Here is a 15,034-nt window from a genome sequence, read left to right as displayed (position 1 = left end):
TTCTTGTTCCTTTCCAAAACTCCTAAAACAGATTCATTCCTTTTTTGTGAAATTTCAGAATATAAAATTCATTTGAGTTGATAGCAACACACAAAAAAACAACAATTATTTTAGTAATTTAAGAGTGATTGAATGCTTTCTTCTAACCTATTTTTTCCTAAATATTGTTTTTCTAAACTAGGTTCAAACGGAATTGGAGTTTCTAAACTCGCCACTCTTTTTACAGGTGCATCTAAAAATTCAAAACAATTTTCATTTATTAATGCGGAAATATCACTTGAAATTCCACCAAAAAGAGAATCTTCTTGTACAATTATTACCTTTCCTGTCTTTTTTACAGAAGCATAAATGGTATCTGTATCTAAAGGTTGTAAAGTTCTTAAGTCGACAACATCCGCAGAAATTGTAGTGTTGTTTTCTAAACATTCTAAAACCCAGTGAATTGGAGCGCCATAACTAATAATTGTAATCTCGTCTCCTTCTTTTATCAGTGCTGCCTTCCCAATTTCTGTCGTAAAATAATTCTCAGAAACATCAGTATACAGAGACCTATACAAAGCTTTGTGTTCAAAAAATAAAACAGGATTTGGATCATTAATTGCAGCAATTAACAAACCTTTTGCATCTTGAGGAAAAGCAGGATATACCACTTTTAAACCCGGTGTTTTTGTAAACCAAGCTTCATTTGTTTGACTATGAAAAGGACCTGCACCAACGCCAGCACCACAAGGCATTCTAACTACAATATCTGCATTTTGCTGCCATCTGTAATGAGATTTCGCTAATAAATTTACAACCGGATTAAAACCAGAAGAAACAAAATCTGCAAATTGCATTTCTACCACAGCTTTTATTCCGTTTACAGACAAACCATAGGCTGCAGAAACAATAGCAGATTCACAAATTGGAGTATTTCGAACACGTTCTTTACCAAATTTTTCTACAAAACCATCTGTAATTTTAAAAACGCCACCATATTCGGCAACATCTTGCCCCATAATTACCAAGTCATCATGTTTTTCCATAGATTGAAGTAATCCTTCAGAAACGGCATCTACAAAACGTATGTTTTTCTTTTCTATCGAAGGTTTTATGTCTTCAAATTCATATTCTTTAAAAACATCCTTTAATTCGGTTTCTAGATTAGGAACAATCTTGTCTTCGTTATAGGCTTTTTCTAAATGCTTATTTATTTCTTCGGTAATTTCATTTTTATACTCGTTTTCAATTACATCCGTTAAAATGTTTTCCTCTTTTAAAAAGTTTTTAAAGTTCTCTAAAGGATCTTTTTGTGCCCATAAATCTAACGTTTCTTGCGGAACGTATTTTGTACCACTTGCCTCTTCGTGCCCTCGCATTCTAAAAGTTTTAAACTCTAATAAAACAGGTCTTGGTTTTTTACGAATACTTTCTGCAATTTCAGAAACCTTAGAATAGACTTCTAAAATATTATTACCATCAATAATAAAGCTTTCCATTCCGTAACCAATCCCTTTGTCTGCAATATTTTTACAGTTAAATTGCTCTTCAGATGGTGTAGATAAACCATACCCATTATTTTCAACACAAAATAAAACAGGTAAATTCCAAACAGATGCTACGTTTAAAGCTTCATGAAAATCACCTTCACTGGTGCCACCTTCTCCTGTAAAAACAGCACACACTTTATTGTTGTTTTTTAATTTGTTTCCTAATGCGATTCCGTCTGCGATCCCTAATTGTGGGCCTAAATGAGAAATCATTCCTACTATATTGTATTCTTGTGTACCAAAGTGAAAACTTCGATCTCTACCTTTTGTAAAACCATTCATTTTTCCTTGCCATTGAGAAAATAGTCGATATAAAGGAATGTTTCTAGTTGTAAAAACACCTAAATTTCTGTGCATTGGCAAAATATACTCGTCATCATACAAAGCAGCGGTTACACCAACAGAAATAGCCTCTTGCCCAATACCCGAAAACCATTTAGAGATTTTTCCTTGGCGGAGAAGAATAAGCATTTTCTCTTCAATTAAACGAGGTTTTAGTATGTTTCTATAAAGAGATAATAATTGTTCTTTTGGGATAGAGTTTGCGATAAATTTAATTTTATTAGACATAAATTATAAATTTCATAATTATAACAAACTTAACCATTCCAAAGTATAATCCATAAAAAAAACCTTATCATTTTTTTTGATAAGGTTTTATATTAAATTGATGGCTTTTGAATGCTACAATTCTTTAAAAATTGCATGCATCATTCTTTTTTTATCATTAATGCTTTCCTCTAAAGCAATCATAGTTTCTGTTCTATTTACACCAGGAATATCATCTATTTCATAAATTATATCTTTTGCATCATTAGTTCCTTTTGCTCTTACTTTACAGAAAATATTATATTTCCCAGCAGTTACGTACGCTACAGTAACATTAGATATTTTTCTTAAGTTCTCTATAACGCTCTGTGTCATAGATGTTTTTTCTAAGTAAACACCAACATGTGCTATAAAAGAATAGCCCATTTTTTCGTAGTTTAATGTTAAAGTGGAACCTTGAATAATACCCTCATCTTCCATCTTTTTTACACGAACATGAATTGTTCCTGCAGACACTAATAATTGTTTTGCAATATCGGTAAAGGGTGTTCTTGCATTTTCTATTAAGATGTCTAAAATTTGATGATCGATTTCGTCTAAGATGAATTTTTTCATATTTTATATATTATTCAATTATATATGCAAATTTATGATTTTAATTTAATTAAACAATGAATAAAATGAGAAATATCTAATTTTTTTAGCTTTCGAAAACGATTTCGTGATGCCCAATTTTGCCATTTAAGCTATTTTCTTCAATTTTAATTAGTTTTGAAATTAATTTATTATCAATTATTTCATCTTTAAATTGATACCCAACATTCTGTTTAGAATTTGGAAATCTATGAATAACATCATAAAAAATTTTGTCGTTATTTGGGATTTTAAAATAATCTTTATAAGAGCTAAAATTAGTCGTTTTTGCGATGTGGTAGATTCCTTGAAAAATAGAGAAAAAAGTATATTTTCTAGAATCTTCTCTTATATAATCTTCTGGGTAATGACCAGATTCAATTAATATTGTATTATATCCTAGTTTCTGAAAATTATCTCCCGTTGCTGTTGGATAGAACTCGTCTGTATATCTACCAACATAATTAGGTATTGCATTTTGCAGCATCTCATTCATAGCAACAATAACGTTCATCGTTTCTTTTCTACCCGTTGTTAAGGCTCTAGTTTCTTCTTCTGAAGGAGCTAAAAAAGAGATGGTTGCAGGGTTTTTGGTGTGTTCTACATTAAAGATTGTTCTTTGGTCATGTAAATTGAAGCAAAATAGCGGATTAAACGCTTCTAAAATACCACGTAAAAGTTTGCTTTCCTTAGCTTTTCTGTCTACTGCATCTCTATTTAAATCAATATTATTGCCATTTACCCTCGTATATACTTCTGCTCCATCAGGATTTAGCATCGGTATAAAAAGAAGCGTACATGTCTCTAAGATAAATTTTATTTCTATTTCAGTTGAATTTAAGAAACAGTTAAAGAGGTCAAATAATGCTTTTGTACCTGTACTTTCGTTACCGTGCATTTGAGACCACAATAGAATCTTCTTTTCTCCCGCGCCAATTTTTAGTTTATAAATAGGTGTTTCTTGTTCCGAAGTTCCTAATTGAGTTACTTTAAAAGTGTCTTCATATTTTTGGAATAATTCTTTAATGTCATTATAACGAATCCATTTTCCAGAAAGAGTGCTTTCTTTTTCTTTGTTGAATATTGTTTCTAAAAAATCTATTGATAGTAAACTCATAACTAGCTGTTGTAATATCTACGACAAAAATAAACGAATCACATTTGTAATCAAACTAAAATGTTACAAATGTAAATTCTTAAAATGTTACAAATGTAAACAGGCTTTGTTTTAATTTTTATTACTTTTGTAAACAAATTTAAAAACGAGATTCACTTTAGTGCACAGGTAACATTCATTGTATAGATAATCGTTATAATTAAGTTATAAATATCTGTTATTTAGTAAATTACACTAATTAACTAAAGCTTTACTTCATATCGTTATTAACGTAATTCATTTTAAATAAGATTTAACATTGTAGTTAAAACGATAAGTTTTACATTTGTAAAACAGTAAGTTGTTACAATGATAAACAGTGAAGATTTTACAAACAGACTAAAAAAATTGATGGAACATCATCAACTTTCGGCATCTACCTTTGCAGACAAAGTGGGCGTGCAACGCTCTAGCATTTCTCATATTCTATCTGGAAGAAATAAACCAAGCTTAGATTTTATTCTTAAAGTGACTTCAGAATTTAAAGATGTAGATATCCATTGGTTGTTAAAAGGAAAAGGTATTTTTCCTAAAGTTGACGTTTCCAAAGAAAACAACACTACTTCTGCTCCTTCTTTATTTCAAACCAATTCTGAAAGTGGTGGAAAAAAAATACAACGTATTGTCGTCTTCTATTCTGATGGTACTTTTGACGAATACCAGAAGTAGGTAAAAAACTAGCCTTATAATAAAATTTTCTTTTTACCTTAAATTTCTTTAAATAGTATATTTTAGTAATTATGAATAAAATAGATATTAGAACCGTAAATGTTACTCAATATTTACAACCTTTACGAGAAGGTGGTTCTTTGCCTGCAATTGTAAAAGCAGACGATGGTTTTTTATACGTCTTAAAATTTAGAGGTGCAGGACAAGGAAAGAAAGCATTAATTGCCGAATTTATTGGAGGTGAATTGGCTAGAGCTATGAACTTAAATGTTCCGGAATTGGTCTTCATGAATTTAGACGACTCATTTAGTAAAACAGAACCCGATGAAGAAATTCAAGATTTACTAAAATTTAGTATCGGTTTAAATCTAGGTTTGCATTTTTTATCTAGCGCGATTACGTATGATCCTTTGGTTTCTGAAGTTGATGGTTTAACGGCTTCTAAAATTATAGTTCTAGACAGTCTAATTAGCAATATTGATAGAACGGCAAAAAACACCAACTTGTTAAATTGGAAAAATGAATTATGGGTAATTGATAATGGTGCAAGTTTGTATTTCCATCATAATTGGCAAACTTGGGAAAGCCATCTAACAAGAACTTTTCCTTTAGTAAAAGACCATGTACTTTTACCGAAAGCAACTTCTTTGCCAGAAGCTTCCGCAGCAATAAAACAAATTATAAATATGGATGTTATCACTGAAATTATTTCGAAGATTCCTGAAGATTGGTTGTTAAGTGAAGGCGATTCTATGAGTCCGAATGAAATGAGAGCTGCATATATTGCTTTTTTAAATGCAAAAATTGCTATGATTGATATTTTAGTTAAAGAAGCAGAAGATGCAAGATAAAGTTACATTCGAATATGCAATTGTTAGAGTTGTTCCAAAAGTAGAACGTGAAGAGTTTTTTAATGTTGGCGTGCTTCTTTTTTCAAAACGAAAGAAGTTCTTAGCTGTAAAATACCACATCAATCCTGATAAATTAAAAGCACTAGCGCCAGATTTAGAATTAACTGTTTTAAATGATTATTTAAATGCATGGAAATTAATTTGCGAAGGAGAAGCTTTTGGAGGAAAAATTGGTGGGTTAGAAATTTCTGACCGTTTTAGGTGGCTTGCAGCTTGTAGAAGTACTATTATACAAAGTTCTAAAACACATACTGGTTTGTGTGAAAACCCTGAAATAGAATTACAAGAGATCTTTGAAAAATTTGTCTTATAAGAAAAGTACTTTCTAAAACAGGGGCTTTTCCCCTATTCAATTCCCGAGTAAAAAAAGCTAATTTAGCAACCAGTTTAAAGAACAGATAAAAAAGAGTTTAAATATGTGTTCATTTTATCTAAAACTGAAATTCAATTTTAAAATTAAAATTGAATAATCAAGATAGTTGTTCTTTTAAAATAGTTATAATTATGAAAAAAAAGACCTTATTATTAGTGTTAACTTTAGTATCTACTTTTGCGTTTTCTCAAAATAAACAAGGAGGAAGTGATCCAATTTCGGGCATTGATATCATTATTAAGAAAAACCCAGGAAGTCAACCAATAGTTAACAAAGAAAATAATCCTCTAATTTCACAAATAAATAAATTGGAAACTGAGTATTTGAATTTAGAGTTAAGTGAGGTTCAAAAGAGTTTTGAAACAGAGTTTTACAGAATTGAAGGCCATTTAGGAAAGAATTTTAAAAGTGAAAATGAGATTTACACAGCATATGTTCAGCTTCTAAATGTTAGAAAAACACCCGGTGTTTATGTTGAAGAAACAACAAAACGCCCAACTACAGCAAATAAAAAAAGAACAAGCATAAGAGATGCTCATGATAGAGCGTTTGTAAATACAGAAAATGAAGTACGTAAAAAAAATGATTCTTTTTTAGCTGTTGTAAAAACGATAACAAATAGAAAAAATTCAAGAGAACCAATAAAAAATTTAAAACAGCATCGTTTAATTGATCAGGTTAATAAATCTGAATTTGAGTATTTGAATTTAAAAGCAAGGGAAATCCAAAATAATTTTTCAAAACAAGATTTATCTAAACTAAAAACAGAAGAAGAAGTTTTTAAGGGGTATATCAGTTACTTATCTATAAAAATAAAAGAATTACATATTAAAATAAATTGGAAGAATAATTCTGTAGAACAACAATCATTACGCAGAAGAAAAGCCAAACAACATATAATTTTACCAGATCCAAAAACTAAAAACTAAGAAATTTAATTTAGCTCTAAATTAAAATACCATGCACAGTTTTACAAAATCATTTCATTTAATTGAAATGATTTTTTAGTGATTATACCTTTAGAAAACCTTTTACTAAATTATTTTCTAATGTTATTTTTGGAACTTTAAAATCAAAATATTCATGCAAAGGAATTTCAAATCCTTTATAATTTAAATAATTATTTAGAGCTAAATTTAATCCCTCGCTATATAAATGGTGCTCTGCTCCTGTTGGATCTTCGTGATACAAATCATTTTCAGCAAAACCTTTAAATTCTGGCCCTGTTATATTAATTTCAAATGCATCCGGATTTTTACCAACTGGACTGTGGCTTGTACACGCAAATTGATGCCAGAAAGCAGATTGAATGCAATTATTCTGAAATAACTGACGTACAACTTCTAAAGAATCAATAGTTTCCTGCGCTGTTTCCGTAGGAAAACCAAACATTAAATAGGCATGTACCATAATATTTTCATCGGCAAAAGCTTTGGTAACTCTAGCTACTTGCCCGATATCTACTCCCTTTTTCATCTTTGCCAACAATCTATCTGAAGCAACTTCTAAACCACCAGTAATAGCAATACAACCAGACTTAGATAATAAAGCACATAGTTCTGGTGTAAACGTTTTTTCAAATCGAATGTTCGTCCACCAAGTAATATACACTTTTCTTTCTATGAGTTTGTTCGCCAATGCTCTCAACATTTTGGGTGGTGCAGCTTCATCTACAAAATGAAAACCTGTAATACTCGTTTCTGATATTATTTTTTCAATTTTATCAACCAAATCATCGGCTGTTGTATTTTGATAATTACTAATATAATCTAGATTAACATCACAAAAAGTACATTTTTTCCAATAGCAACCGTGAGAAATAGTGAGTTTATTCCATTTTCCATCAGACCACATTCTATGCATCGGATTCATTACATCTAAAAAAGACAGGTACTTTTCTGTTGGCAAGCCAATATAACTTGGTGCTGGTAAGTTTTTATGATGAAATATAGTGTTCGGTATCTTATTGGCATAAACCACTTTATTATCTCTACAGATATACGTTCTTTCTAAAGCGCCTTCTTCTATTGTACCTGCTAAAAATTCAGTTATTCTCAATAACGGACCTTCGCCGTCATCTAAAGTTATAAAATCTACAAAATCGAAAATTCTAGGATCCGACAAACGTCTTAATTCTGTGTTACAATAACCACCGCCCATTCCTATTTTAATTGTAGGGTATTTTTGTTTTATAAACTGTGCACATCGCAAAGCCGAAAATAAATTTCCGGGAAAAGGAATTGTAAAACAAACTAAATCATAATTATCTTGTTGTAATTTCTCGTCCAACAAATACAACATTTCATCTTCTACCAACGTTGTTTCGAACTGTAAACATTCATCAAGCGTATCAAAACTAGAAGCTGCTCTTGCTATTTGTTCTGCATAACGTGTAAACGAGAAAAACTCATCTACATTTAAATTTATAAAATCGCCCAACTCTTCTACAAACAAGGTTGCAATGTGTTTGGCTTTATCTAAAATGCCTAATTTACCAAACTCAGTTGTTAAATCTTTGTCTAATTTAATACGTCTATGTCCGTGTGGTAAATAATCTTTATGTACAATTTGGTACGCAGCGGTAACTTCTTGTACACGTAAATAACTCATTACAGAATCTACCTTATTTATATAGTCTTCCTTTTGGTTCCAAACCAAAGGCAATTCTTTATTACCAAGCATTTCTGCTTGTTTAAAAATAGCATCTATAAATTCTTTTGTAAATACCGCTGTAAACAATTCGATACTTAAATCTAATTGCGTTGCTTTTACATCTTTGGAATCTAAAAAACCTTTAATGTATGCGGTTGCAGGGTACGCCGTGTTTAATTGCGTAAATGGCGGAGTTATTAAAAGTGTGTTTACAGACATAGATTAAAATAAGATGCAAAGATACCATCTGATTTAAGAATATGACTTAAAATTGTGTTTCCTTTTTTATTGCTTTCTAAAACTTTATAAGACAGAGGTTTTAAATATTGATTTTCTAATAAAAAAATCTAGTTTTGCTAACCTACTGATTTCAATTATTTAAAGACGCTATAGTAGTGCTACTATTAAACACAAACAGTAAAAACTGCCCAATATGGACAAAAAACCACGACTTTCGAGACTAACCGCTATTCTAACCCAATTGCAATCAAAACGAATATTGACGGCACGAGAAATTGCTGAAAAACATAGTGTAAGTATTCGAACAATATATCGAGACATTAGAACCCTTGAAAACTCTGGTATTCCAATAATTACCGAAGAAGGAAAAGGATATTCCTTAATGGAGGGTTTTAATCTTCCACCAGTTATGTTTACAGAAAAAGAAGCAAATGCTTTAATTACAGCAGAACAACTTGTACTAAAAAATAAAGACAAATCTTTCGCAATAGAATACCAAAATGCAGTAGCTAAAATAAAATCAACTTTACAACATTCACAAAAAGAAAAAGTTGAATTCTTATCTGAAAAAATACATTTTAGAAATAACACAGACAATCAGAAAACTAGTAATTATTTAATGATTATTCAATCTGCTATTTCAGATTTTAATCTTATTGAAATTGAATATAAATCTTTACAAGGAGAAAGTACTAAACGAACCATAGAGCCTTTCGCTTTATACAGTACTCAGGAAAACTGGCTTTTGATTGCTGTATGTAAGCTAAGAAATGATTTTAGGGCTTTTCGTTTAGACCATATTCATAAATTAATTGTTCAAAATCAACATTTTGAACCTCAAAAAATATCCCTTCGAGAGTATTTTGAAATTTGTAGAGAAAAATACTTAACACCCCCTGACACACCTTTGTCATAACCTAGATTTACTTTTGCAATATTATAAATCATAGAAACATTAAAACATGAACAGAGTAACCGTTAAATCATTTAAAGTAATTGGTATTTCAATAAGAACTACTAATGAAAACGAACAAGCAGCAATAGACATTGCAGCGTTGTGGAATAAGTTTGTCTCGGAAGGCATTCTTGAAAAAATTCCTAATAAAGTTGATAATACTATTTATTCAATTTATACAGAATATGAAAGTGATTTCACAAAACCATACACAACGGTTTTAGGCTGTAAAGTTAAAAACCTAAATGAAATACCCAACGGAATGATTGGTAAGTCTTTTAAAGGAGGAAATTATAGTAAATTTTCTACTAAAGGAGATTTAACAAAAGGATTAATCATTAATAAATGGATGGAAATATGGAAAATGGATTTAGAGCGAGTTTATACGGCAGATTTTGAGGTTTTTGGAGAGAAAGCGCAAAACCCGAATGATGCAGAAATTGATATTTTAATTGCTGTAAAATAACTTTAAATAAAAATGATTCGAGAAACTGATCTTTATTATTTAAAAAAGGAAGAACCTAATAAAAGCTGCCTAATTACTTTAAGAAAAATTATTATTAGACAAGATGATAATATTTCGGAAACAAGAAAATGGGGAATGCCTTGTTTTTGTTATAAGGAAAAAGTACTCTGCTATCTTTGGACTGATAAAAAAACAGATGAACCTTATCTCTTAATGGTTGAAGGAAAATATTTAAAATATATAGAGTTAGAAGAAGGAGGCCGTTCTCGAATGAAAATTCTTAGAGTAAACCCAAATAAAGACTTACCAATTCATTTTATTAAATTGGTATTAAATGAGGCATTAGATTTGTATAGAAATGGAACTATAAAAACTAAATAAAAGCAAGTAAATGGTTTTGTAATAGCACAAGGTTTAATGCATTTAAAATGGCTTGCTAAACGGTTTATTTTGCTAACTATTTTTAAATAAAAAACTTTAAATTTAGATACTTATATGCTAAAAAATAAATATAATCAAATTATAAATCCCTGTATATAATTTGTTTAGACAAGATAAAAAATCATTAAAAAAAAGGAATGAAGCAAATCTTATGGAAATAAGAACTATTACTTGTATTACAACTTAATAGAGAACCTAATTGAGGTAATTAGAAAATACACCAAAAATAAACTTTCTTATCCAACAGATAACGTAGTGATGAAATCCGCCTAATTAGAGTTAAGAGAAAGTACTAAAAAATAGAAAATTTCAATTAGAAATTGTGGAATTATTCTAAACCATTTTTTTGCTACATATAAAAACAGGATTAAACTATAAAAAAGTTAATCCTGAATTTTAAACTTACACAGTTTTTAGGATAGTGTCATTTTTCTACCAATCCTCTAATGTATTTCCGATGTGTGCTACATTCCTTATTTTTTAGCATTTTTTAAGGTTCCTGTTTTTCTAAATTATTTTACAATCCATAAAGGTACTTCCATGTCCTGATTGAAAAGCTCTTCAGTAACGCTTCCTATAAGTAAGGAAGAAAAAGTGTTTCTCCCTTTATCTCCAACAATAATAAGATCTACCCCAGAGGCTTCTGCTTTCGATATTAATTTTTCTGCAATACCAATGTCTCTGCCTAAAATAATTTCTGAAGTTAATTCTCCATTAAATGCAATCTTTTTTATAAACTTCTCGTATTTTTCCTTCAAATGATTCTCTATCTTCGAGTCGAGATGTTCTTTTGGAATATAAGGAGAGAATTGTAACGGTACATTGTATACATGCATTGCCTTTACCTTCGCGGTAGTCGTTTTTTGTAATTTTTCAGCTACTTTAAAAACCTTTCTAGAAGCATTAGAAAAATCTGTTCCTACCCAAATACTAGTAATCGCAGGTGTAGTGTCTTTTGGGATGGATAGAATATTGCATTTGAGTAGACGTAATAACTTTCCGCTAACCACTCCAGTACCTCTAGATTTATTTTTATTTCCAATTAAAGCGAGGTGAATTACATATTTATCAACGATATAATTAATAAGAGATTCAGAATAAGGATCTTCTGAGATAAGTACTTCCCATGATACTGAAGATGTGAATTTTTCTGTTATCTTTTCATTCAACTCATCTCCAATTATTTCGTCAAGATTAATATCCTTTAATTGTTCTTCAAATAATTCTGAGATTTCATATTTTTTAATGTTATGTACAAAGTACACCTTTTCAACCTTAAGAGATTCGGCAATAAAGGACGCATACTCAATTAAGGTATTGTCAATATCAGAAAGGTCTAAAGCAACCAATATGTTTTTTATTTCAGTCATTATTCGAATTATTTAGTATTGTTTTCCTTATTTATATTTCGTTTTTTAACGATGGTAGAAACTATTTCCTCATAATTTTCTAATTCTTTTTGAGACTCTCGTTTCTTTAGTTTCCGTAGATCTTCGCTTAAACCTTTGTAAAGTGAAAAGCACATGACTATTAAAATTATAGCAAAGGGCAAACCTGTTACAATAGTTGCTGTTTGAAGTGCCTGTAACCCACCACCTATTAAAAGAACAGCAGCAACACCTCCTTCTGTAATTGCCCAAAATATTCTTTGTCCCACAGGAGCATCTATTTTACCTCCAGTGGTTAAACTATCAACTACCAAAGACCCAGAATCTGAAGAAGTAACAAAGAATCCTGCAATTAAAATTATAGCAATAATATTAAGAATAAATGCAAAAGGATAATCTTCTAAAAACACAAACAATGCAGTGGCAACATTATCATTCACGGCATTTACAATAGCATCATTTCCTAGAATCGCTTCATTTATTGCAGTACTTCCAAAAGCTGAAATCCATAAAAAAGTAACAATAGAAGGCACTAATAAAACACCCAAGATAAACTCTCGTATAGTACGTCCTTTGGATATACGAGCAATAAACATTCCAACAAAGGGAGACCACGCAATCCACCAACCCCAATAAAATATGGTCCAGGTATTTTGCCAATTGGAACCCGTGTAACTTTCTGTCCAGGTTGAAATTTCAATTAAACTAGATAAGTAATTCCCTGTATTTTGTACAAAAGATTTAAAGATAAAAATCGTTGGTCCTAATACAAGAACTATCAATAGAAACAGCACCGCTACTCTCATATTCCATTCACTCAAAACTCTCACTCCTTTATCAACTCCTAAAACTACTGAAATAGTAGCAATTAAGGTGATTCCTCCAATTAAAATAATTTGAGTTAATACACCGCTATCTATTCCAAAGAGGTGATTTAATCCTGCAGCAATTTGTTGCACTCCCATACCTAAGGAGGTTGCTAGACCAAATAAAGTGGCTAGTACAGCAAAGATATCTATAGCATCTCCAATTTTCCCATAAATTTTATCTCCTAAAAAAGGATAAAAAACAGATCTGATAGTAAGTGGGAGTCCACGTGAATATGTAAAATACGCCAAAGACAACCCTACTAGTGCATATACTGCCCAAGCATGCAAACCCCAGTGCAGAAATGTAAATTTCATAGCTTCTTTAGCAGCTTCAGCAGTTTCGCCTACTGCCATCGGTGGACTTAAAAAATGATAAATAGGTTCTGAAATGCTCCAAAACAACAACCCAATTCCCATTCCTGCGCTAAATAGCATCGCAAACCAAGAGAGGGTTTTAAATTCAGGTTTTGCAGTTTGTCCTCCTATCCTTAACTGACCAAATTTACTAAAGGCCAAATAAATCATAAATATTAGAAATACATTTACGCTTAATATAAAAAACCAACCTGCCTTATTTGCTACAAAATTTTGAATTGCTGTAAATTGTTGTTCAGCCTTGTCTTTAAACATCAAGGTTAATGTTATAATGATAATGATAGTAATTGCAGAGGTGAAAAAAACAGGCCCGTTCACTTCCAGTCCAAAAATGGATTTTTTTTCATCACTTCTTATAATTTTCTTGGCCATAATAATTTTGTTTTTAATTATAATTTAATTTTTATAAGAGTTTTAAATCTTCTTTAATTTCTATATAAATGCTAAAAATAGTACCCAATATTAATATTAAATCTAGCTTCCCATTTGGCATCAGAATTTCCTTTTGCAAAGTCGTCTACAAAATTGCCACCCAACCAAGAGTGATTATAACCAGCTGCATAGTCAAAATAGGTATATAAATTTCCGGCAGAGACTAAAACTCCTGTAACATTCATATAAGAGTCTGTAAATTCGGATATATTTTTCTCCATATAAGCAAAATCATTATAAAACTGCAAATTTGTGATAGGGCCAAATTTTACGGGCACGTTTCTAGAAACGCCTAAAGTATACATATTAAAATCGGCAGCAACTTGATAAGGAGCTCCATAAGCAGCCATAGAAATTACATCTCTAGTTTCTCCCGTGGCATTTTCCGGATTGTGAGCAGCAGTAATAAATTGTGTTTTTATATTCCATTTCTCTTTGTTTAATTCGTAATGAATGGCAAGAGCAGAGTGATCTCCTACTTCTTCGGTATCTATATTATACAAGCCCCCGTATTGAATAGAGATTCCTAGTCTGCTTGCATATTTTTCTCCAAATTTGTAAATAAACTTTCCGTTGAATTGATTTATTTCTTTATTTCTTCCTGCAACGTCGTACGAGTATCGGTTTGGAGAAACTTCAGAATTGTTACCAAATTTCAATTCTTCTGCATTTTTAAAGAATGCCAATTGATATTCAAAGGTGTCATCTATATGTATGTATTTTATCCCCATGTCGTGATCATCTTCCATTCCTACATAATACGTCAGGTTAAAAAACCAGTTATGAGAATTGTATTGTTGAATTCCAAAAGGAACTTGTGTTAGCCCCAACTGAACTTGATTTTTTTCACTAAAGTTGTAACCCAACCAACCTTGTTTTAGCATTCCACCTCCAAAACCCTCTGAATATAATCGATATTCAACATTTAGCTTGATTCCTTTGTAAGCTCCTTTTGCATTTATTCTGAACATATCATATCCAAAATCGCCTCCACGTTTTTTTTGACCGTCTTTCCAAGAGGATAAATTATAGTTAAAACGCAGTGCTCCGCCAATTTTGATCTCTGGCTTATCTTGCGCTTTTACAGAAAAAAGTAGCAGAAATGATAAGGTTAAAAGGTAAAAAGTTTTTGAAAATTGTAAGCACGTAATTATTTTTGTCATTATTTTAAATTCAACAAATTATAGGAAAATTCAGAGTGTATATTTTAGAAAAAAACAAGCTACATACATATATAGATTTTTTATATATAGCTAACTCACTGTAGATAAATACTTAGTAGTTGTATTCAGAAATGCAAAGGTATGGTGCTTTTAATAAGTAAACAACTAAAAATTGGGTTTAATCAGATACCGATAGTAGTATCTTAAACGATAAAAATATCGTATTACAAGGT

The 15,034-nt window shown here is 30.7% G+C and carries 14 protein-coding genes; 7 read left to right on the top strand and 7 right to left on the bottom strand.

Annotation, left to right across the window (positions count from 1 at the left end):
• Positions 1 to 110 precede the first annotated feature (110 nt).
• The 3 genes from CW731_RS02615 to CW731_RS02605 form a co-directional block, all read right to left on the bottom strand.
• Positions 111 to 2,099 carry a thiamine pyrophosphate-dependent enzyme gene (locus CW731_RS02615; protein ID WP_100945267.1) on the bottom strand — a complete coding sequence of 663 codons (1,989 nt, stop codon included), beginning with the start codon at positions 2,097 to 2,099 and terminating at the stop codon, positions 111 to 113.
• Positions 2,100 to 2,213: 114 nt separating this feature from the next.
• Positions 2,214 to 2,693 (bottom strand): Lrp/AsnC family transcriptional regulator, encoded by a 480-nt coding sequence (locus tag CW731_RS02610; RefSeq protein ID WP_100945266.1) that lies wholly within the window; start codon positions 2,691 to 2,693, stop codon positions 2,214 to 2,216.
• An 85-nt stretch (positions 2,694 to 2,778) separates the two neighbouring features.
• A complete protein-coding gene (locus CW731_RS02605) occupies positions 2,779 to 3,828 on the bottom strand; it encodes a M14 family zinc carboxypeptidase (RefSeq protein WP_100945265.1) in 1,050 nt (349 codons plus the stop codon).
• A gap of 348 nt (positions 3,829 to 4,176) precedes the next feature.
• Here CW731_RS02605 and CW731_RS02600 point away from each other — a divergent pair, with 348 nt between their 5' ends.
• The 4 genes from CW731_RS02600 (at position 4,177) to CW731_RS02585 (ending at position 6,749) form a co-directional block, all read left to right on the top strand.
• Complete coding sequence (locus tag CW731_RS02600; protein WP_100945264.1) at positions 4,177 to 4,536, top strand: helix-turn-helix domain-containing protein; 360 nt, start codon at positions 4,177 to 4,179, stop codon at positions 4,534 to 4,536.
• A 71-nt stretch (positions 4,537 to 4,607) separates the two neighbouring features.
• A complete protein-coding gene (locus tag CW731_RS02595) occupies positions 4,608 to 5,387 on the top strand; it encodes a HipA family kinase (RefSeq protein WP_100945263.1) in 780 nt (259 codons plus the stop codon).
• Complete coding sequence (locus tag CW731_RS02590; protein WP_100945262.1) at positions 5,377 to 5,760, top strand: DUF3037 domain-containing protein; 384 nt, start codon at positions 5,377 to 5,379, stop codon at positions 5,758 to 5,760. Before CW731_RS02595 ends, CW731_RS02590 begins: the two co-directional genes overlap by 11 nt.
• Positions 5,761 to 5,951: 191 nt before the next feature.
• Entirely contained in the window at positions 5,952 to 6,749 is a 798-nt protein-coding gene (locus CW731_RS02585; protein WP_100945261.1) for a hypothetical protein, read from the top strand.
• An 82-nt stretch (positions 6,750 to 6,831) separates the two neighbouring features.
• On the opposite strand, the gene CW731_RS02580 is transcribed toward CW731_RS02585, so the two are convergent.
• Positions 6,832 to 8,691, bottom strand: a complete 1,860-nt coding sequence (locus CW731_RS02580; RefSeq protein WP_100945260.1) for a radical SAM protein — start codon at positions 8,689 to 8,691, stop codon at positions 6,832 to 6,834.
• Positions 8,692 to 8,905: 214 nt separating this feature from the next.
• Here CW731_RS02580 and CW731_RS02575 point away from each other — a divergent pair, with 214 nt between their 5' ends.
• Genes CW731_RS02575 through CW731_RS02565 form a run of 3 tightly spaced genes read left to right on the top strand, consistent with a single transcriptional unit; the run spans position 8,906 to position 10,514 of the window.
• A complete protein-coding gene (locus tag CW731_RS02575; RefSeq protein ID WP_100945259.1) occupies positions 8,906 to 9,628 on the top strand; it encodes a YafY family protein in 723 nt (240 codons plus the stop codon).
• Positions 9,629 to 9,674: 46 nt separating this feature from the next.
• The gene (locus CW731_RS02570; RefSeq protein ID WP_100945258.1) at positions 9,675 to 10,133 is read left to right on the top strand and encodes a GyrI-like domain-containing protein; all 459 of its coding nucleotides are present in this window, start codon (positions 9,675 to 9,677) and stop codon (positions 10,131 to 10,133) included.
• Between the two features lie 12 nt (positions 10,134 to 10,145).
• Positions 10,146 to 10,514 carry a DUF1801 domain-containing protein gene (locus tag CW731_RS02565; RefSeq protein ID WP_232734704.1) on the top strand — a complete coding sequence of 123 codons (369 nt, stop codon included), beginning with the start codon at positions 10,146 to 10,148 and terminating at the stop codon, positions 10,512 to 10,514.
• Positions 10,515 to 11,086: 572 nt separating this feature from the next.
• Here CW731_RS02565 and CW731_RS02560 read toward each other — a convergent pair.
• From CW731_RS02560 to CW731_RS02550, 3 genes are all read right to left on the bottom strand, one after another.
• Positions 11,087 to 11,944: a universal stress protein gene (locus CW731_RS02560; protein ID WP_100945257.1), complete on the bottom strand. Its 858-nt coding sequence runs from the start codon at positions 11,942 to 11,944 to the stop codon at positions 11,087 to 11,089.
• Positions 11,945 to 11,952: 8 nt separating this feature from the next.
• Positions 11,953 to 13,578 carry a BCCT family transporter gene (locus tag CW731_RS02555; protein WP_100945256.1) on the bottom strand — a complete coding sequence of 542 codons (1,626 nt, stop codon included), beginning with the start codon at positions 13,576 to 13,578 and terminating at the stop codon, positions 11,953 to 11,955.
• 71 nt (positions 13,579 to 13,649) lie between these two features.
• Positions 13,650 to 14,801, bottom strand: coding sequence for a hypothetical protein (locus tag CW731_RS02550; RefSeq protein ID WP_100945255.1), 1,152 nt, complete (start codon positions 14,799 to 14,801; stop codon positions 13,650 to 13,652).
• Positions 14,802 to 15,034 lie beyond the last annotated feature (233 nt).

The sequence above is a fragment of the Polaribacter sp. ALD11 genome (genome assembly GCF_002831685.1).
Taxonomy (GTDB): domain Bacteria; phylum Bacteroidota; class Bacteroidia; order Flavobacteriales; family Flavobacteriaceae; genus Polaribacter.
Note: the sequence above shows the minus strand (reverse complement) of the source record. Positions and strands in the feature narration are given on the sequence as shown.

Excerpts from the sequence above, each read along its gene's own strand:
- CW731_RS02615 (WP_100945267.1), bottom strand. The coding sequence starts at position 2,099 with ATGTCTAATAAAATTAAATTTATCGCAAACTCTATCCCAAAAGAACAA.
- CW731_RS02610 (WP_100945266.1), bottom strand. The coding sequence starts at position 2,693 with ATGAAAAAATTCATCTTAGACGAAATCGATCATCAAATTTTAGACATC.
- CW731_RS02605 (WP_100945265.1), bottom strand. The coding sequence starts at position 3,828 with ATGAGTTTACTATCAATAGATTTTTTAGAAACAATATTCAACAAAGAA.
- CW731_RS02600 (WP_100945264.1), top strand. The coding sequence starts at position 4,177 with ATGATAAACAGTGAAGATTTTACAAACAGACTAAAAAAATTGATGGAA.
- CW731_RS02595 (WP_100945263.1), top strand. The coding sequence starts at position 4,608 with ATGAATAAAATAGATATTAGAACCGTAAATGTTACTCAATATTTACAA.
- CW731_RS02590 (WP_100945262.1), top strand. The coding sequence starts at position 5,377 with ATGCAAGATAAAGTTACATTCGAATATGCAATTGTTAGAGTTGTTCCA.
- CW731_RS02585 (WP_100945261.1), top strand. The coding sequence starts at position 5,952 with ATGAAAAAAAAGACCTTATTATTAGTGTTAACTTTAGTATCTACTTTT.
- CW731_RS02580 (WP_100945260.1), bottom strand. The coding sequence starts at position 8,691 with ATGTCTGTAAACACACTTTTAATAACTCCGCCATTTACGCAATTAAAC.
- CW731_RS02575 (WP_100945259.1), top strand. The coding sequence starts at position 8,906 with ATGGACAAAAAACCACGACTTTCGAGACTAACCGCTATTCTAACCCAA.
- CW731_RS02570 (WP_100945258.1), top strand. The coding sequence starts at position 9,675 with ATGAACAGAGTAACCGTTAAATCATTTAAAGTAATTGGTATTTCAATA.
- CW731_RS02565 (WP_232734704.1), top strand. The coding sequence starts at position 10,146 with ATGATTCGAGAAACTGATCTTTATTATTTAAAAAAGGAAGAACCTAAT.
- CW731_RS02560 (WP_100945257.1), bottom strand. The coding sequence starts at position 11,944 with ATGACTGAAATAAAAAACATATTGGTTGCTTTAGACCTTTCTGATATT.
- CW731_RS02555 (WP_100945256.1), bottom strand. The coding sequence starts at position 13,578 with ATGGCCAAGAAAATTATAAGAAGTGATGAAAAAAAATCCATTTTTGGA.
- CW731_RS02550 (WP_100945255.1), bottom strand. The coding sequence starts at position 14,801 with ATGACAAAAATAATTACGTGCTTACAATTTTCAAAAACTTTTTACCTT.